Annotated in this window: 17 protein-coding genes and 1 riboswitch; of the genes, 14 read left to right on the forward strand and 3 right to left on the reverse strand. The window is 68.7% G+C overall.

The annotated features are described in order from the left end of the window. Positions 1-55 precede the first annotated feature (55 nt). The 3 genes from H074_RS10405 (at position 56) to H074_RS10415 (ending at position 1919) form a co-directional block, all read left to right on the forward strand. Positions 56-331 (forward strand): YggT family protein, encoded by a 276-nt coding sequence (locus H074_RS10405; RefSeq protein ID WP_005155180.1) that lies wholly within the window; start codon positions 56-58, stop codon positions 329-331. Between the two features lie 54 nt (positions 332-385). Beyond that, positions 386-1243 carry a DivIVA-like cell division protein Wag31 gene (gene wag31 / locus H074_RS10410; RefSeq protein WP_007029985.1) on the forward strand — a complete coding sequence of 286 codons (858 nt, stop codon included), beginning with the start codon at positions 386-388 and terminating at the stop codon, positions 1241-1243. Between the two features lie 94 nt (positions 1244-1337). Further along, positions 1338-1919: a hypothetical protein gene (locus tag H074_RS10415; RefSeq protein ID WP_007029986.1), complete on the forward strand. Its 582-nt coding sequence runs from the start codon at positions 1338-1340 to the stop codon at positions 1917-1919. Here the strand turns inward: H074_RS10415 and H074_RS10420 are convergent. Next, positions 1916-3733, reverse strand: coding sequence for an FUSC family protein (locus H074_RS10420; RefSeq protein WP_007029987.1), 1818 nt, complete (start codon positions 3731-3733; stop codon positions 1916-1918). The genes H074_RS10415 and H074_RS10420 overlap by 4 nt on opposite strands. A 210-nt stretch (positions 3734-3943) precedes the next feature. On the opposite strand from H074_RS10420, the gene H074_RS39170 reads away from it, so the two are divergent. Then, positions 3944-4342 (forward strand): hypothetical protein, encoded by a 399-nt coding sequence (locus H074_RS39170; RefSeq protein ID WP_007029988.1) that lies wholly within the window; start codon positions 3944-3946, stop codon positions 4340-4342. 268 nt (positions 4343-4610) lie between these two features. Next, entirely contained in the window at positions 4611-4814 is a 204-nt protein-coding gene (locus H074_RS39175) for an HNH endonuclease (RefSeq protein WP_083920398.1), read from the forward strand. A 41-nt stretch (positions 4815-4855) separates the two neighbouring features. Here H074_RS39175 and H074_RS41260 read toward each other — a convergent pair whose 3' ends face one another. Next, positions 4856-5044, reverse strand: coding sequence for a hypothetical protein (locus H074_RS41260; protein ID WP_200865761.1), 189 nt, complete (start codon positions 5042-5044; stop codon positions 4856-4858). 747 nt (positions 5045-5791) lie between these two features. Here H074_RS41260 and ileS point away from each other — a divergent pair. From ileS to H074_RS10475, 9 genes are all read left to right on the forward strand, one after another. Beyond that, the gene (ileS, locus tag H074_RS10435) at positions 5792-8953 is read left to right on the forward strand and encodes an isoleucine--tRNA ligase (protein ID WP_007029990.1); all 3162 of its coding nucleotides are present in this window, start codon (positions 5792-5794) and stop codon (positions 8951-8953) included. Between the two features lie 210 nt (positions 8954-9163). Further along, on the forward strand, positions 9164-10771 hold the full coding sequence (locus H074_RS10440; RefSeq protein WP_039922127.1) for a penicillin-binding transpeptidase domain-containing protein: 1608 nt from the start codon (positions 9164-9166) through the stop codon (positions 10769-10771). Between the two features lie 44 nt (positions 10772-10815). After that, the gene (locus tag H074_RS10445) at positions 10816-11499 is read left to right on the forward strand and encodes an ArsR/SmtB family transcription factor (protein WP_039922128.1); all 684 of its coding nucleotides are present in this window, start codon (positions 10816-10818) and stop codon (positions 11497-11499) included. 112 nt (positions 11500-11611) lie between these two features. Continuing rightward, complete coding sequence (locus H074_RS10450; protein ID WP_007029993.1) at positions 11612-13090, forward strand: potassium/proton antiporter; 1479 nt, start codon at positions 11612-11614, stop codon at positions 13088-13090. A 132-nt stretch (positions 13091-13222) separates the two neighbouring features. After that, positions 13223-13906 (forward strand): M23 family metallopeptidase, encoded by a 684-nt coding sequence (locus H074_RS10455; RefSeq protein ID WP_007029994.1) that lies wholly within the window; start codon positions 13223-13225, stop codon positions 13904-13906. A gap of 128 nt (positions 13907-14034) precedes the next feature. Further along, positions 14035-14149, forward strand: a riboswitch (SAM riboswitch). Between the two features lie 32 nt (positions 14150-14181). Further along, positions 14182-15546, forward strand: coding sequence for an aminotransferase class V-fold PLP-dependent enzyme (locus tag H074_RS10460; protein WP_007029995.1), 1365 nt, complete (start codon positions 14182-14184; stop codon positions 15544-15546). 19 nt (positions 15547-15565) lie between these two features. Further along, positions 15566-16210: a hypothetical protein gene (locus H074_RS10465; protein WP_007029996.1), complete on the forward strand. Its 645-nt coding sequence runs from the start codon at positions 15566-15568 to the stop codon at positions 16208-16210. Positions 16211-16234: 24 nt separating this feature from the next. Further along, a complete protein-coding gene (lspA, locus tag H074_RS10470; RefSeq protein WP_039922037.1) occupies positions 16235-16798 on the forward strand; it encodes a signal peptidase II in 564 nt (187 codons plus the stop codon). Beyond that, on the forward strand, positions 16795-17721 hold the full coding sequence (locus H074_RS10475; RefSeq protein WP_007029998.1) for an RluA family pseudouridine synthase: 927 nt from the start codon (positions 16795-16797) through the stop codon (positions 17719-17721). The genes lspA and H074_RS10475 overlap by 4 nt, the downstream gene beginning before the upstream one ends. 65 nt (positions 17722-17786) lie before the next feature. Here the strand turns inward: H074_RS10475 and H074_RS10480 are convergent, their stop codons facing one another. After that, complete coding sequence (locus tag H074_RS10480; protein ID WP_007029999.1) at positions 17787-18791, reverse strand: AsnC family protein; 1005 nt, start codon at positions 18789-18791, stop codon at positions 17787-17789. Positions 18792-18826: the final 35 nt, after the last annotated feature.

Raw genomic sequence — 18826 nt, forward strand, 5'->3', positions numbered from 1 at the left:
GCCCCTCGACCGCGTCTTTTGACGCGGGGCATGGCAGAGTGGTTACGTGAATGCTGTGTTGCTGGTCGTCTGGTACGTGCTGTTCGCCTTCTGGCTCCTGCTGACGGCACGGATCGTCGTCGAGCTCGTGCGTGCTTTCGCTCGCGAGTGGCGTCCTGCCGGAGGGGTTGCGGTAACGCTCGAGACCATCTACACAGTGACCGACCCACCGGTTCGTCTGTTCAGACGAATCATCCCGACCGTACGAATCGGCGGCGTCGGACTGGACTTATCGATTATGGTGCTGCTGTTGGTTGTGTTCTTCGCGATGCAGCTGGCAACGCCAGGGTGATTTTCGGGGAAGCCCCGGTGGACCTGCAGGCCATGGAGTGCGTGAGGTGATCTGATGTCGTTGACCCCCGCTGACGTGCATAACGTCGCGTTCAGCAAGCCGCCCATTGGCAAAAGGGGCTACAACGAGGACGAGGTGGACGCGTTCCTCGACCTGGTGGAGACCGAGCTTGCCCGGTTGATCGAGGACAACAACGAGCTGCGGCAGCAGGTCGAGCAGCTCGACAACGAGCTCGAGACCACCCGTGGTGAGCTCGAGAACGCCAAGGCCGGCGCCGTCGGCCCGCCGCCGCAGGTACGCGACGAGCCGTCGCGTCGCCTGACGCCGGTGCCGCCGCAGTCGGCGATGGAGCAGACCCAGGCCCACTCGATGGTGCCGGACAACGGGGAGCCCAACGTCCAGGCCGCGAAGGTGCTCGGGCTGGCGCAGGAAATGGCCGACAGGCTCACCGCCGAGGCCAAGACCGAGTCGGACGGCATGCTCGCCGAAGCCCGGACCAAGTCCGAGCAGCTGCTGTCGGACGCGCGGTCCAAGTCGGACTCGATGGTGAACGAGGCGCGCACCCGCGCCGAGACCATGCTGAACGACGCGCGGACCCGTGCCGAGACCTTGGAGCGCCAGGCGCGCGACAAGGCGACGACCATGGAGCGCGAGGCTCAGCGCAAGTACACCGAGACCATGAACAACATGAACGCGGAGAAGGGCTCGCTGGGCAAGAAGATCGAAGAGCTGCGCACGATCGAGCGGGAGTACCGCACGAGGCTGCGCGGATTCCTCGAGTCCCAGCTGCGTGAGCTCGACGACCGCGGTTCGGCCGCTCCCGCCTCGGCGTCCTCGTCGAACTCGGGGCAGTCGTCGTCCTCCGGTAGCGGACAGGGCTACTCGTTCGGCCCCCGGGCCGAAGCGGGCTGATCTCCACCCCGCCTGATTTCTACCCAGTGGAACGGCCTCGGCACTCTCCGGAGGGTCGGGGCCGTTTCGCTTGGCCCTCGTGTTGTAATTCACCGTGCTCTACATCGTCCTGGTACTGGTACTGGCGGCTCTGGGGCTGCTCGTCGCGGCGCTCATCACCGCGAACTCCCTGTGGGCCTGGATCTCCATCGGTCTCTCCGTCGTAGCCGGGTTGCTGCTCGTCTTCGACTGGCTGCACCGCCGGAAGAAGCGCGCGACCGACGAGGCCGGCGCCGACTCCGAAGAGACCGAAGACCCGGTTGAGGCCGACGATTCGACCGACGTCGAAGAGAGCGACGCGGACGAGGAGAAGAAACCCGAGGACGTCGAGCAGACCGTCTTGATGCCCGCCGCCGGTGAGCTGGGCGACGCGGACGAGACCCCGGAGCCTCAGCGCGACGGAGACCCCGGCGAGGAGAAGAGCGACGCCGCGGATGTCGCGGTCGTCTCCGAACTCGAGGTCGAGGTCGTCGTCGTCGACGAGTACCCGCGCTATCACGTGACTTCGTGCGCGTGGCTCGAATCCCGGGACACGATCCCGCTCGGCATCGGGGAGGCGCGGCAGCTCGGGTTCACCCCGTGCGCGCTGTGCACGCCCGACGCCGAGATCGCCGGACAACACCGCGAGAAGGCCTAGGCCCCTTTGAGCGTCTGAGCCGCTTCGCCGACCGCCACCACGTCGGCGGCGATCGTGTCGAGCACCAGACGCTGTTCCTCGTCCGCGTCCCGCGGCACCGGGATCTCCGCTGCCTCATCGGTGCCGAGCGTGCGTGCCGCCTCGTCGAGGGCGTCCGCCGCTCCGGCCGATCCGGGCCGCAGCAAAAGCGACGACGCCGTGACGGACAGACCGCGCAAGGCTTCGGCGGCGTTCTCCAGCGCGTCCCGCTGGCCGGGCGAGGGTTCCTTGGTACCCGGTTCCGCGGCGAGCAGGCCGTGGTGAGCGACGGCGGCGGCACGGAACTCGAGCCCGAGCGTCCGCGGGTCGACGTCCTCGCCGCGCAGTTTCCGCCCCACCGAGCCGAGCAGCGCACGGGAGGCGCCGACAGCGCTCTCGAACCGTTCCCCCGGACCGGGTTTCGGCACGCCGGGAATCGCGGCGAAACCGAACAGCAGGGCGATGGCGCCGGCGAGGACCATGAGGAGCAGGTACTCGACGAGCACGTAACGCGGGTCGAGATGCCTGGTGGTCGCGTTCATGCCGACCGACATCAGGACCATGCAGCCGTTGAACACCGCCGGACGCGTCCGCATGAACGAGAACCCGCCGAGCAGTGCGACCAGCCCGATCGGCAGCAGAAACCCTTGCGGCAGAAGCCAAAGAACGAGGGTGAGTACGACAGCGCCGCCAAGTGAGCCGGCGATCCGTTGCCAGGCCTTGCCGAGGCTGTCCCGCCATTCCGGTTGCATGATGGCGAAAGTGCCGAGCAGGAAGGACACGGTGAGCGGGTCGCCGGGCCGGAAACTCGCGACCACGAGCGCCAGCCCGACGCCGAGCCCGCAGCGAAGCGCGTGTCGGAACTGGGCCGACTGCCAGGAAAACGCGCCGCTCAGCTCGATCCGGCGTAGCTCCTTCCGAAGTCCTTTCGGAACGTCCACACGCGACTCATCGCGTTCGATCGCCGCGGTCCGGATGGTTTCGAGGGCCTCCCAGAGCGCGGTGACGAGCCTTGCCGTGGCGCCGGGAAGTCCGGAGGGTTCCCTGCGCCGCAACGGTTCGATTTCGTCCGGTGCCGTCGGGCTTCGGACGGCCTCGGCGAGCCTGGCGGCTTCTTCCTTGGCCGCGTCGAGCGTTTCACCGATTTCGGGGCTGTCCAGCCGTTTCCGGCGGATCTCGAGCAACCCGGTCGCCGCGCGATACCGGAACATGCCGCCGAGGACCCTGCCGGTCCAGCGACGGGGCCGGTCCGCGAGCCAAAGCCGCGCCGCGCGCTCCTGCGTTTCAGACGACCCCGACTCGAGCGCGCCGGCCAGCGCGTCACGGGTCGGTTCGGCCGGATCCTTCACGCCCATCAACGCTCGCAACAGGATCACGACCCCCACCGCGAGCGCGGGCGCGCCCAGGACCTGCCCCGCCGACGCCGTCCCGGTCACTTGGAAGCCGTAACCGAACAGCGATGCCATCCCGAGCCCCAGCCCGACCGTGACGAACCGTGCCCCGAGCACGGGCAACAACCCGGCGACGACCACGATCACCACCAGCAGCCCGATCGCCGCCCACTGCGACACCGCCCCCAGTAACCGCGGCACACCGACCGCGAGGATCAGCGCGGGCGCGAACCACGCCAGCAACCGCAGATCCGCCCAAAGCGGCCCGCCGACCGCCGCGATGAGACAGAAGAGCGCGGTGAGGGCCGCCAGGACGGCCGCGTTGCCCAGTCCCAGGAGGAACCCGAGCCCGCTGACGCCGCCGAGAACCACCAGCAGGACGATGAGGAGTCCGGGCCCTTTCATCGGGCCCCGTAGATCGACATACCCGTCAACCTAGAGGCGGTGGCGGGGACGGCAACTCGAGCCCGGTCGTATCACCAAGGTCCGCGGCTTACGACGTCCTGAATCTTCCCCGCGGGCGCCATGACGAGGTCAGATCCAGGCGATCCACGTATTTCCCAGGTTGCCTCGCCGGTCTCTGTAGCCTGAATATGCGATAGCACAAGACCCGAGATGACGCGCACCGAGTGGTGGCGTGTCGATACGGCGACGCTGCATGCCCGGAAGCAGGAATTGGCAGTGCTGAAGCGTCAGATGAATGCGGAGCAGAATGCGATCCTGGCGGAAATCAATGCGCGCGGGGTTCGTGCCTGCAGCGGTCATTCGACGTTGGCGGTGTTGATTTTCGAGGATTTCCAGGTGACCGATAAGGAAGCCGGTGCCCGTGCCGACCGGGTGCTGGCGTTGCATCCCGGTGTGGGGGTGGGTGGCGGTGTCGTTCCACCATTGGCTCCTCTGACGGCTGAAGCCGCGGCCGAGGGCGCGATCGGCGGTTCGCAGATCGACGCGATCGGCTGTGACATGCCAGTGCCGCGTTGTACCGCCCGCCACATCGCAATGCCAGGAACTTAAGCGGCAGTGCCTGAGGTTTCTCAGATCGTCCATAAAGGACGTCCACTGCGTCGAATTGTCCGATTGGGCATCATTTGCTCGTGTTCTCAAGTCCGTGAAGGCCTCCTTGAGGGACTCAGAGTCCCTCAAGGAGGCCTTCACGGACTCCACCAACCCTCGCCGGCGAACCATTAGCGCCTGAACGGGCGGTATTTACTGGAGTCGGACCGCCCGACCTGGGCGAACATGCCTGAAACGCGACCGCCCCACTGGCCTTAAGTTCCCGGCATTGCACCACATCGTCTTCTGGCGCCACCACGGCGAAACAAAAATCGACAACCTGGTGTTGTTGTGCACTCGGCATCACCGGTTGATCCACCACGGCGAATGGAAAGTCCGCATCACCCAAGACGGACTCCCCGAATTCAGCCCGCCCGCCTACCTCGACCCCACCGGAACACCAAGACGCAACACCATGCACCTCCGGACATAGGCCGACCTGATGCGTGTATAACGTCCTATACCTTCGCGCTTTCAACAGTCCGCGCGGCGGACTTGTCGCGTCGTGCTCCAGGGGACACGCTCGACAGCAACGAGGTCGGTGAAGGCGAGGACCGATTCGTCGGTTCGTTGGAAGATCAACCCGCCCTCGTGCGTCTCCTCCAGTTCGCCCGCGACCAGCGCCAGCGGCCGTGTTCCGATCCGGAGGTGGACTTCGGCCAAGAAGTGCCTGGTCGAGGAAGACGGCCACATGCTCGGCCGAACCGGCAGGCAACTCGGGAAAGGACCTCCAACGATAGATCCCGTTCCACCGACCGTCGTCGTACGACTTGTCCGACGAGTGGCCGCAGAGGCCGAATCCATCGTCATCCTGATAGGTGCCGATCTCCACCGCGCTGCCATCGTCCAGCCACGCCTGAAGCCAGTACAGCTGAAGGCAAGGAATTTCGGGGTCGGCGAACTGCGGGCCGGTTCCCGCCACGTCTTCCCGTAGAGCCATCTCGATACCGGTCCACTTGTCGACCCGCCTGCCGCGCAGTGCGGTGAAGTTCCGGGCTTGTCCGGCCAGCCAGTCGTCTCGCTGCATATCCGGCAGTATCGCCGAAACCGTCGGTCCCTCACCGCGCATTACTCCCGGCCGTTCCGCGATCCGGAGTCGTCAGTAGCCAAGGCGAACCCGCGTGGTCGGGTTTCCACCCACCCCGGGCAACTCGGTTGCCCTCGCGCGCTACCCTTGAACCAACTGGCACCGATCCGGCCATCACCGGGGAGCCTCCGGAAGAACAGGGCAAGCGCCCTCAGTAGAACCGGACGGGTACGGCCCGTCACAGCCGTCGAATGAGCGGCCCAGCCGGAACACCACCGGCCGGGCAAGCGGGGTGGTACCGCGGAACGCGCCGGAAACGGCCGTCTCGTCCCCGTGTGGGTGAAAGCCCGTACGAGAGAGACGAACCGCGAGGAGCACCGAAGATGTATCCCAAGGCACAGATGGACGGCGAGACCGGCGTCCCGTCCCAGCCTTCGTTCCCCGAGTCGGAAAAGCGCGTCCTCGCGTACTGGGAATCCGATCGGACCTTCCAGGCCTCCATCGACGCCCGCGACCCCGGCGTCAACGGTTCGAACGAGTACGTCTTCTACGACGGCCCGCCGTTCGCCAACGGTCTCCCGCACTACGGTCACTTGCTCACCGGGTACGTGAAGGACCTGGTGCCGCGTTACCAGACCATGAAGGGCAAGCGCGTCGAGCGCCGCTTCGGCTGGGACACCCACGGACTGCCCGCCGAACTCGAGGCCATGCGCCAGCTCGGGATCACCGAGAAGTCCGAGATCGACGCGATGGGCATCGACGTCTTCAACGAGGCCTGCCGCGAGTCCGTGCTGCGCTACACCGGCGAATGGCAGGACTACGTCACCCGCCAGGCCCGCTGGGTCGACTTCGACAACGACTACAAGACGCTCGACCTGTCCTACATGGAGTCGGTCATCTGGGCGTTCAAGCAGCTGTGGGACAAGGGCCTGGTCTACGAGGGCTACCGCGTCCTGCCTTACTGCTGGCGCGACGAGACCCCGCTGTCCAACCACGAGCTGCGCATGGACGACGACGTCTACGCCAGCCGCCAGGACCCGGCCGTCACGGTCGGTTTCCGCTTGGAGGGCAACGACAACGAGCTCGACGGCACCTATCTGCTGATCTGGACCACGACCCCGTGGACGCTGCCGTCCAACCTCGCGACCGCGGTGCACCCCGACGTGCGTTACGTCGTGGTGGAATCCGACGGCAAGCGGTTTCTGCTCGCCGAAGCGCGTGTCGCCTCGTACGCTCGCGAGCTCGGTGAAGAGCCGACGGTCGTCGGGCACTACACCGGGACCGAGCTGCTCGGGACCCGTTACGCCCCGCCGTTCCCGTATTTCACCGGACACGAGAACGCGCACCGCGTGCTGTCCGCGGACTACGTGACCACCGAGGACGGCACCGGTGTCGTCCACATCGCGCCCGCCTACGGTGAAGAGGACAAGGTCGTCACCGACGCGGCGGGCATCGTCCCGGTCACCCCTGTCGACGCGCAGGGCAAGTTCGACGCGACCGTCTCGGACTACGCGGGCCAGCAGGTGTTCGACGCCAACCCGAACATCATCAAGGATCTCAAGAACGGCACCGGTTCCGCCGGTCGTCAGGGCGCGGTGCTGTTGCGCCACGAGACCTACGAGCACCCGTACCCGCACTGCTGGCGCTGCCGGAACCCGCTGATCTACCGCGCCGTCTCGTCGTGGTTCGTCGCGGTGACCGAGTTCAAGGACCGGATGGTCGAGCTGAACCAGCAGATCACCTGGTATCCGGAGAACGTCAAGGACGGCCAGTTCGGCAAGTGGCTGGAGAACGCCCGCGACTGGTCGGTCTCCCGCAACCGGTACTTCGGCACGCCGATCCCGGTGTGGCAGTCGGACGACCCGGCGTACCCGCGCACGGACGTCTACGGCTCCCTCGACGAGCTCGAGCGCGACTTCGGTGTCCGGCTGGAGAACCTGCACCGGCCCTTCATCGACGAGCTGACCCGGCCCAACCCGGACGACCCGACCGGGAAGTCCACCATGCGCCGGATCGAGGACGTGTTCGACGTCTGGTTCGACTCGGGTTCGATGCCCTACGCGCAGGTGCACTACCCGTTCGAGAACACCGAGTGGTTCGAGCACCACTACCCGGGCGACTTCATCGTCGAGTACATCGGGCAGACCCGCGGCTGGTTCTACCTGCTGCACGTGCTGGCGACCGCGCTGTTCGACCGGCCGGCGTTCCGCACCTGCGTCTCGCACGGGATCGTGCTCGGCTCGGACGGTCAGAAGATGTCCAAGTCGCTGCGCAACTACCCGGACGTCAACGAGGTCTTCGACCGCGACGGCTCCGACGCGATGCGCTGGTACCTGATGGCGAGCCCGATCCTGCGCGGCGGGAACCTGATCGTCACCGACAAGGGCATCCGCGACGCCGTCCGCCAGGCCGTGCTTCCGCTGTGGAACTCGTACTACTTCCTCGCGCTCTACGCGAACGCCGAGGGAGTGGAAGGCCAGTGGCGCACGGATTCGAAGCACATCCTCGACCGGTACGTGCTGGCGAAGACGCACGAACTGGTGACCGACGTCGAGCACGCGCTCGACACCTACGACGTCGCCGGTGCCTGCTCGACCATCCGCGACTTCCTGGAAGTGCTGACGAACTGGTACGTGCGCCGGTCGCGCGACCGGTTCTGGGCGGGGGAGCAGGACGCGATCGACACCCTGCACACCGTGCTGGAGGTGACGTCGCGGGTGGTGGCGCCGCTGCTGCCGCTGACCACCGAGGTCGTCTGGCGCGGGCTGACCGGCGGACGTTCGGTGCACCTGACCGACTGGCCGAACGCGCTCGACCTGCCCGCGGACGCGGCTTTGGTGACGGCGATGGACCGGGTGCGCCAGGTGGCTTCCTCGGCGCTTTCGCTGCGGAAGTCGAACAAGCTGCGGGTGCGGCTGCCGCTGGCCAAGCTGGTCGTCGCCGCGGACGAGGCCGACTCGCTGCGCGAGTTCACCGACATCCTGCGCGACGAGGTCAACGTCAAGTCCGTCGAGCTGACCACGGACGTCGCCGCGCACGGCGGGTTCGAGGTCGCGGTGAACGCCCGCGCCGCCGGACCGCGGCTGGGCAAGGACGTCCAGACGGTGATCAAGGCCGTCAAGGCGGGCGAGTGGACGACGTCGGAGAGCGGTGCCGTCGTGGCCGCCGGGATCGAGCTCGTCGAAGGCGAGTACGACCGGCGTCTGGTCGCCAAGGGCGGTGGCGCTGCCGCGGAACTGCCCGGAGGTGCCGGACTGGTGCTGCTCGACACCGAGGTGACCGACGAGCTGTCGGCCGAGGGCCTGGCCCGTGACCTGGTCCGTGTCGTCCAGCAGGCCCGCCGTGATGCCGGGCTCGACGTCGCCGACCGGATCGCGCTGACGGTCGACGCGCCGGAAGACGTGGTCACGGCCGCGAAGACGCACGAGGAGTTCATCGCTTCGGAGACGCTGGCGACTTCGGTGGCCTACGGCGCCGTCGCCGAGGGCTCGGCCGGGACGGTCGGGGAGGGCACCAAGGTGACCGTGGCGGTCGCCAAGGCCTGACCCCCCGCAAGTGACAGGAAAGGCCCCTTCATCGCGAAATTCGCGATGAAGGGGCCTTTCATCGCATCCACGAGGTCCTGATCACCGGGATCACGAAACGGATTCGGAACCGTCGCTTTCTCGCCGACCGCCCGCCTTGCGCGGGGGAAATCGGCAGGCTGGCGCCCGGGGGCGCGCGAAGGTACGCGCCGTATGGGGGAGAGCGAATCCATGAGTCCTGCCCGGAAAAGAGGGATCCTGATCGGCGCCGCGCTGGCGGTCGTCGCCATCGTGGTGGCCGCGGTGGTGCTGCTGGTCAAGGAGGACCGGGCGCCCGCGGCCTCCGGAGGTGGACCGGGGGAGTCCACCGAGAGCGCGCAGGAAAGCCCGGCGCAGGTCGCCGCCCGGTTCCTGAGGCTGTTCGACATGGGTGACCTGACCACCGCCCCGGTCGACGATCCGGCGGCGGCCACGACCGCGTGGGCGGGGGCGCGCGGCGCGCTCCACGGGGCGTCGGTCAAGACCGCCCTCGGCGAGGTCCCGACGACGCCTGGCGACGCGACCACGACTTCGGCGACCTTCCACGCCGCGTGGACCTTCGCGGGCAACAGCGTCTGGAAGTACGAAGGCAAGCTGGATCTGGTGCGCAACGCCGGGAAATGGGTGGTCCGCTGGGCGATGTCGGTGATCCACCCGAAGCTCGAAGCCGGGCAGCGGCTTTCCGTCGCGCCCGTTTCGGCCAAGCCGGTCGTGGCCGACCGTGACGGCAAGGCCCTCGTCGGCGGTGACGCGGCAGGTGTCGCGCCGATCCTGCAAGGGGCGTTGTCCAAGGTCGCCGCCGAGCAGAACGGCGGCAGCGGAACCCCGGCCACCGTCACCGTGTCGCGCGTCGACGTCTCCGGAAAACCGGTCGAAACGCTCTTCGGGCAGGCCACCGAGACCGACAAACCGCTGGTTTCGACCTTGAGCGTGGCATCCCAGACGGCCGCGCAGAAAGCCGTCGATGGCTTTCAGGGGCCGGCGATCCTCGTCGCGATGAAGACCTCGGGCGAACTCCTGGCCGTCGCGCAGAACGGTGCCGCCGGGAATCAGCCGACGGCGCTCAACGGCTTGTACTCGCCGGGTTCGGCCTTCAAGATCGCCACGGCGACCGCGGCGTTGCAGCAGGGCGGGGTCACCGCCGACTCCCCGCTGGCCTGCCCGGGCAGTGAGCAGATCGGGACCCGCACGCTCAAGAACGACAACGGGTTCGACCTGGGGACCGTTTCGCTGAAGACGGCGTTCGCCGCGTCGTGCAACACGACCTTTGGCCGGCTCGCAGGGCAGCTGCCAGCGGACGGTCTGGCGAAGGCGGCCACCCAGTTCGGCCTCAACGCGGACTTCGAGATCCCGGGACTGGCCACCGAGACCGGGAAGGTGGAGCCGTCGAGCAGCGGTGACGAGCAGGTCGAGGCCGGGATCGGACAGGGCAGGGTGCAGGTCAGCCCGCTGGGCGCGGCGCTCATGGCCGCGACCGTCGCCACGGGGAAACCGGTGGTGCCGAAGCTGTGGCAGGGGCTGGAGACCAAGGTCAACGCCGGATATCAGGCCCCGCCCGCCGGTGTGCTGAACCAGGTCCGAGCGATGATGCGCGAGGTCTGCACGACGGGGACCGCGAAGGCGTTGAAGAGCAGCGGAGCCGTCTTCGGCAAGACAGGGACGGCGCAGTTCGGCTCGGGCGCGGACGCCAATGGCTGGTTCGTCGGCTACCGCGGGGACGTCGCTTTCGCCGTCATGCTCGAAGGCTCCAACGACTCCAAGCCCGCTGTCCAGCTGGCGGCGAAGTTCCTGGCGGGTTGAGGAGTTCGGCCGTCGCCGAACCGTGGGTCTTCTACGGTGGGCGCATGGAGACGATCGCCCTGGCCGAGGTCGCGGCCGTGCTCGCCGATCCGAGCCGCGCGTCGATGTGCCTCGCGCTGCTCGACGGGCGGGCCTGGACGGTGACCGAACTGGCGGGCGCGGCCGAGGTGGCGACGTCGACGGCGAGCGAGCACGTGACGAAGCTGACCGAGGCCGGGTTCGTCGTGCGGGTGAAACAGGGGCGGCACAGCTACGTCCGGATCGCCGACCCCCGGGTGGCGGAGCTGATCGAGCATTTGGCGCAACACGCCGAACACCGGCCGGTGAAGGGGTTGCGGTCGTCGCTCCGGGTGAAACGGCTCGAGTTCGCCCGGACCTGCTACGACCACCTCGCCGGGACGGTCGGCGTCGCGCTGCGGGACGGGATGCTCGCCACCGGGCTGATCGACGCGGCCGACGGCCTGACGTTGACCGGTCGCGGGCGCGAGGTGCTCGGCGCGCTCGGGGTGAAGATCGCCGGCGGCCGCCGCCCGATGCTGCGCGACTGTCTGGATTGGACAGTGCGCCGTGATCATTTGGCGGGCAAGGTCCCCGCGGCGTTACTGTCTCACGGGGCGAGTGCCGGCTGGTTGTCCCGTGAGGGCGACCGCGCGGTGAAAGTCCTGTCCGCGGCTGAAAAACCGTTCGCGGAACTCGGTGTCGACCTGGCCGCCCTGCGCGGTCTGTAAAGGACAGTCCGTAACACAGGCTATCCGGACGGTTTTCGACCGGTACACGAACGAGTGACGACCACCGCCTCACTATTCTGGAGCCCTCACGGCGACCGGAACGGGAGGCGACATGGAGCAGCTCCCGCTCATCCTCGGCACCGGCGGTGCCGTGCTGCTCGTCGCCGTGATCGCCGTCCGGGTGTCGATCCGGGTCGGCCTTCCTTCGCTCCTGCTGTACCTGGGGATGGGGGTCCTCCTCGGCGAAGCCGGGTTCGGTATCCAGTACGACAACCCCGAGCTCACGCAGTCGCTCGGCCTCGCCGCGTTGGTGATGATCCTGTCCGAAGGTGGCCTCACCACCCGGTGGACGGCCGTGAAACCCTCGCTGGGCATCGGAATCGCACTGTCCACAGTGGCCGTCGCGGTGAGTATCGCGGTCACCGGCGCGGCCCTGCACTGGTTGCTGGGCCTGGACTGGCGGATGGCGTTGCTGTGGGGCGCGGTACTGGCCTCGACCGACGCCGCCGCGGTCTTCTCGGTCCTGAGATCGGCGGGGATCGGGAAGAGGCTCGTCGGCGCGCTGGAGATCGAGTCGGGGATCAACGACGCCCCGGCCTACATCGCCGTCGTCGTCCTCGCCGAGGGCGCGACCGTCGACTGGTCGCTGCCGCTGCTGGTGGTCTACGAACTCGCCGCCGGTCTGGTGATCGGCCTGGCCTTCGGCTGGGGTGGCGCGCAGGCGCTGCGACGGGCTGCCCTCCCGGCGACCGGCCTGTACCCGCTGGCCACGGTCGCGGTGTGCGTCGTGGCGTACTCGAGCGGGCAGCTCGCCCACGCCTCGGGCCTGCTCGCCACCTATGTCGCGGCCCTGGTGCTGGGGAACTCGAAGCTGCCGCACCGGTCGGACACGCTGTCCTTCGCCGAAGGGCTCGGCTGGCTCGCGCAAATCGGGCTGTTCGTGCTGCTCGGCCTGTTCGCCTCGCCGGGCAGGATCTTCGAAAGCCTGGTCCAAGGCCTGGTCGCGGGCGCGGTCGTGCTGTTGCTCGCCCGCCCGCTGTCGGTGCTGCTGTCGGCGCTGCCGTTCAAGATCCCCTGGCGAGAACAGGTGTTCCTGTCCTGGGCCGGGCTGCGCGGAGCGGTCCCGATCGTGCTCGCGCTGATCCCGCTGTCGTCCGGGGTGCCGGGTGCACAGGGGCTGGTCGACGCGGTGTTCGTGCTGGTCATCGTGCTGACGCTGCTTCAAGGGGCGACGCTGACTCCGCTCGCGCGGGTGCTCGGGCTGGCCCAGCACGCCGAAGCGCACGAGATCGACGTCGACTCCGCGCCACTCGACGAGATGGGCGCGGAACTCCTGCAGGTCCGGATCAACACCGGATCGAAGATGCACGGCGTCTACCTGGCCGAACTGCGGTTGCCGGTGGGGGCGACGATCAGCCTCCTCGTCCGCGACGGCGCCGGGTTCACGCCGAACAAGAACACCCGGCTCCAGGAACGCGATCAGTTACTCGTCGTGACCACCGCTGAAGCCCGTGACGCGGCCGAACGACGCCTGCGGGCCGTCGACCGCGCCGGCCGTCTCGCCAGGTGGAAGGGCGAATCCGGCCAGTAGGTCACGAACCGGCACCAGCCTGCTCGTCGGTTGATCTCAGAAAATTCTTCCCTTTTGTACTCCTTTTGGATTACTTTCCCCGCAATCGACTCCATCGAATGGGTGAGTGTCACGGGGTAAGGAGTACGCAAAGTGACGAAACTTCCTCTGCGGTTCGCCGGCCTGGGGGCCGCCGCCGCACTCGTCGGAGTGGTTCTCGCCGCCCCGACGGCGACGGCAGCCGGCGCCTTTCCCGCCTTCGGGCTGCCCTTCGACACGGGCCAGTCGGTCTACTCGGCGGGGATCCACTCGGACAACGGGACCTCCGGAGTGAAGAACGCCATCGACTTCAGCCCCGGTGACAGGACCGTTCGCGCCCCACTGGCCGGCACGGTCCGGATCCAGCACTGCGCCGGTGGCGACTGGGTGACCGTCGACCACGATGGCGGCTGGCGGACCGGGTACTACCACATGGAGCGCATTTCCGTCACCGATGGGCAAAAGGTCGCCCCGGGTGACGCCCTCGGCCGGACCGGCAACGCGCTGCCCTGCGGTGGCAGCAGCACCGGTGCCCACGTGCACTTCACCCTGTGGACCCTGCCCACGGCCGCCGCGCAGGGCGGCGACTCGCGCGATTTCGGAGTCGGTGCGGGCAACTGGAACGGCATGTCCTACAACGAGGTCTCGACCAAGGTCGCCGAGGCCTACGGCGAAGCCGTCGACGGCAAGACCTTCGGCGGCTGGCAGTTCACCGCGGGCACCGATCAATACTCGGGTACCGCGACCGAAACCTCTTCGCGCGCGACCGTCCCCCTGCCCGGCCGGTTCCGGGTCTGACCCGCCGCTGCCCGGCGCGGCGCGGCGCCGGGCAGCGGTTCTTTTCGCTCGCGGAACACGTGAGCGGCGTCTCAAGATGCGGACAAGGGCTGGCTCGATCGCCCGCCCATCCGCTAACTTCGTCCGTAGGTCACGAGTGTCAGCGTCAAGCCCCGGCTAGCTGACCGGCAACCCTCCTTCCGCGGTGGGGTGCCCCGGGTGAGGACCTGGCTCGTCGCGAGGTGCGACGGGCAAGCGCGGGATCCTCGCCGGGTCCCCTGGCCCGGAGGATGACGATGACTCTCGCTCTCGAACGCACGAACACTCACGCCGCTGTCGCGGAAACCGTTGCCACACACGAAATCCCGACGGTCGCGTGCGCCGATCTGCGGGTTCCGCTGGTCACCGGCGGCGACATCGGGTACGCCAATCTCGATCACGCGGCGAGCGCCCCCTGTCTGGACAAGGTGCGCGACGCTGTCGACGAGTTCCTGCCCTGGTATGCCAGCGTGCACCGCGGCGCCGGGTTCGCCTCGCAGGTCTCCACCAGGCTCTACGAGCGCACGCGCGGAATCCTGCGTGACTTCGTCGACGCGCGGTCGACCGACACCGTCGTGTTCACCCGCAACACCACCGATTCCTTCAACCTGCTCGCGCGCAGCCTGCCGAAGCACACGTCGGTCGTCGTGTTCGACACCGAACATCACGCCGCGCTGCTTCCGTGGAAGGGGCCGAACGTCCGCCGGATCGAGACACCGCGCACCCGCCTCGCCGCGGTGTCCGCTGTGGACGAAGCGCTCGCGGACTGCCCGCAGGGCCCGCGGCTGGTCGTCATCACCGGTGCGTCCAACGTGACCGGAGAACTGTTGCCGGTCAAGGAGGTCGCCGCTGTCGCGCGACGGCACGGCGCCCGGATCGCGCTCGACGCGGCGCAGCTCGCACCGCACCGCAGGATCTCCGTGCGTGAACTGGACGTCGACTACGTCGCGCTGTCGGGGCACAAGCTGTACGCGCCCTTCGGAGCGGGTGCCCTGATCGGCCGCGCCGACTGGCTGCGCGCGGCTCAGCCGTACCTCGCCGGTGGCGGCGCCACGAAACTCGTCATCCGTGACTCCGAAAACCTCGGCGTGGTCTGGAATTCCGGGGCCGAGCGGCACGAAGCCGGTTCCCCCAACACCGTCGGCGTCCACGCGCTCGGTGTCGCCTGCGAGACCCTGGCCGCGAACTGGGACGCGATCGTCGCCCACGAGGACGAGCTGCTGGCGCGGTTGCGCCGCGGTCTCGCCGGCATCCCCGGATTCGCCGAACTGCGACTCTTCGACGCGCCGGTCGACCGGGTCGGCACGCTCAGCTTCGTCGTCGACGGCTTCGACCCGGGCTGGCTCGCCGCGGTCCTGTCCGCGGAGTACGGCATCGGTGTGCGGGACGGCGCGTTCTGCGCGCACGTGGCGACCAAACGGCTGATCGCCGTCGCCGGTTCGACGGGTCAGCAGGCCGTGCGGGTCAGCCTCGGTCTCGGCAGCACCATCGAGCACGTGGACCGGCTAGTCCTGGCGCTGCGCCAGATCGTCGCCCGCGGCGCGCGCTGGAAGTACGAGAAGCCGGAAGGCCGCTGGGTTCCGGAGAACGACCCGCGCGAACTCCCACCGTTCTGCGCCTGAACCACTACCCTCACCCCGCATGGGGAACGAGCGACCGCGTTACTGGTTTCCGCTGGCGCTACTGGGATTCGCCCAGCTGGCGGTGGTGGCCTTGTCCTTCGGCGGGATGTGGTCCGGAGGCTGGTTCGCCTACGCACCCGCTACGGGCGAGCAGCAGTTCCTGACTCAGAATCTGTATGGAGTCGGGTCCGGCGGAGTCTTCGGATCCTTTCGCGGTGTGGAGATGAGCCGCGAGACCGCGGCCGCGCTGGACATGTCGTTCTCCGGCCTCGGCCGGAACGACGGCTGGCTGTTCGCCGTGCTCGCGGTCTACCTCGGCACGGTGCTCTTCCATGCCCTCCGGTCGAAGGCCATGCGGTGGTGGAAGGTCGTCGCGATCGCGCTCGGCGGACTGGTCGCCATCGTGCTGGCGGATCTGGTCGGGTACTGGGAACTCGATCTCGACGGCGACACCCGGAGCGCGATCCTGCTGACACTCGGTCTGGTCGCGCTCGCCTGGCTGGAGCGCAGCGTGCTCGTGCTGGTGGTGGCCGCGGCCTACGTGCTCTGCGCGGTCGTGCTCGCGCAAGGGCAGCTCGCGCTCGTGCTGTCGTCGCTGGTCGTGCTCGCCGGGGCGTTCGCGGCCCTGCTGAGCAGGCCGAAGGCGGCCGCCGAGGAGACCTGAACACGCTCAGTGGACAATGGGTGCGTGAGTACAGAGCCCGAAACCGCGCCGCCCTCGCCGCCGCTGCCCAAGAAGCGCGTCGCCGTGGTGTTCGTCGTCGCCGCGGTGCTGTGGGGGATCGACCTCCTCACCAAGCAGATCGCCGTGTCCACGCTGGAGGGCAAGCCGCCGGTCGAGTTCCTCGGCGGGCTCGTGTACTTCCAGCTGGTGCGCAACCCCGGTGCCGCCTTCTCGATGGCGACCGGGCTGACCTGGGTGCTCGCGCTGGTCGCGATCGCCGTCGTGGTCGCCATCGTCTGGCTGTCCCGGCGGCTGCGCTCGGTCGGCTGGGCGATCGGTCTCGGCCTGGTGCTGGCGGGCGCGCTCGGCAACCTGACCGACCGGATCTTCCGTGCCCCCGGCCCGCTGCAGGGACACGTGGTCGACATGATCTCCGCGTTCGCGCCGAACGGTCAGGGCTGGGCGATCTTCAACGTCGCCGACTCCGCGATCTGCGTCGGCGGCGTGCTCATCGTGATCCTGTCCCTGCTGGGCAAGGACTACGACGGATCGTCTACAAAGGACAAAAAGAAGGCGGCGAGCGAATGAGCGCGCGGATGTTGCCCGTCCCCGACGGGCTCGACGGCATGCGCGTCGACGCGGGGCTGGCGAAACTGCTGGGACTTTCCCGTACGGTCGTGGCGGAACTGGCCGAATCCGGCGAGATCCTCCTCGACGGCAGGCCCGCCGGGAAGTCGGACCGGCTGACCGCCGGCGGGCTGCTCGAAGTGACGCTGCCCGATCCGGCCTCGGCCGTCGAGGTCGTCGCGGAACCCGTCGAAGGCATGAAGATCCTGCACGACGACGACGACATCGTGGTGATCTCGAAGCCGGTCGGCGTCGCCGTGCACCCGAGCCCCGGCTGGACCGGGCCGACCGTCGTCGGCGGGCTCGCCGCCGCCGGGCTCCGCATCGCGACCTCGGGCGCGGCCGAACGCCAGGGCGTCGTGCACCGGCTGGACGCCGGCACCACCGGCGTGATGGTCGTGGCGAAGAGTGAGCACGCGTACACCGTGCTGAAGCGGGCGTTCAAGGAACGCACCGTCGACAAGGGTTACCACGCCATCGTCCAGGGCCACCCGGATCCGACACGCGGCACCATCGACGCGCCGATCGACCGGCACCCCCGGCACGACTACAAGTTCGCCGTCGTCCAGGGCGGGCGGCCCAGCGTCACGCACTACGAGGTCGTCGAGGCCTTCCGCGCCGCTTCGCTGGCCCAGATCAAGCTGGAGACCGGGCGCACGCACCAGATCCGCGTGCACTTCTCCGCGCTCAAGCATCCGTGCGTCGGTGACCTGACCTACGGCGCCGACCCGGTGCTGGCGCGCAAACTCGGGCTTTCCCGGCAGTGGCTGCACGCGAAGACGCTCGCCTTCGCCCACCCGTCCGACGGGCGCTGGGTCGAATTCGAGTCGGAGTACCCGGACGACCTGGCCACCGCGCTGCGGATCCTGCAGGACGAGAACTGAGCCCCGAGCCTCGTGAGTGGTAAGGACGGTTAGAACCGTCCTTACCACTCACGAGGCGAGCCGGGTCAGTCCTCGATCGACCAGGTCAGCGTGCGCTCGTCCGGCTCGGGCCGGGGCGACCAGCGCACGGCGACCACGCGGGTGGCGTCCGGCAGCACGTACACGGTGTGCCCGCCGAGGGTCTCACCAGGCCGGACGCCGATCTTGTGCGGCGGCCGCGAGGTCAGCGAGACCGGCGCCTTCGCGATCGGCTTGCCGTCCGCGGTGAGCAGTTCGAGGTAGTTGTCCGGGAGCGACACGAACGGGATGTTCCCGCGGTTGGTGATCTCGGTGTGCACCACGACGGACCGTTCCCCGGCTTCCAGCGAGTAGCCCGCCGCGCTGAACAGGTAGTCCGCCGGGTCCTGGACCTCGAGCAACTGGACGGTGAGCTGCTCGCCCTCCAGGCCCTGGGTCTCCATCACGTCACCGGTCCGGCCCTTCTTGCCCTCCGGGGCGGGCTGCGGCGTGACCTGCTGTTCGTCACCACGAGCCCACGACGCGGTCTGGGGGACACCCCACGTGCTCATCACCGGGTCGGCGGGCGCCATCGGGGGCGCGGCGAACTGCTGCTGCGGAGGGACGGGCGGCCGCGGCGGTGGCTGCTGAGGCGGCGCCATCGGCTGGCGCACCGGAGCCGACGGCGGACCGGGATAGCGGCCCGACGGCGTGCCGTGCACGTTGTACGCGCCCGAAGGCGTCCCGTGGACGTTGTACGGCCCCGAAGGGGTGCCCTGGACGTTGTGCGGTCCGGAGTGGCCCGGCGGACGCTGAGGCTGTGGGGGTTGCTGAGGCTGCGCGGGTTGTTGAGCCCAGGAAGGCGGCGAGCCGGCGATGGCGGCCCGTAGCCCGTTCGGGTCGCTCTCCACGCCCACGAGCAGCGGCAGCCCGCTGCCGGAGAGGGCGACCAGGCGGTACGCGACCTCGCGCGGATCCATCCCGACCTTGGCCGCGAGTTCGTGTACGGCCGCCTTGCCCAGGTCCGCGAGGGCGGCGAGCAGGCGGATGTCCACGGGATCGGTCACGGCCACGTCCGGGAACGCTACCGTCTCGCCCCCGGCGCCGC

Source organism: Amycolatopsis decaplanina DSM 44594, assembly GCF_000342005.1.
In the GTDB taxonomy this organism is placed as follows: Bacteria; Actinomycetota; Actinomycetes; order Mycobacteriales; family Pseudonocardiaceae; genus Amycolatopsis; species Amycolatopsis decaplanina.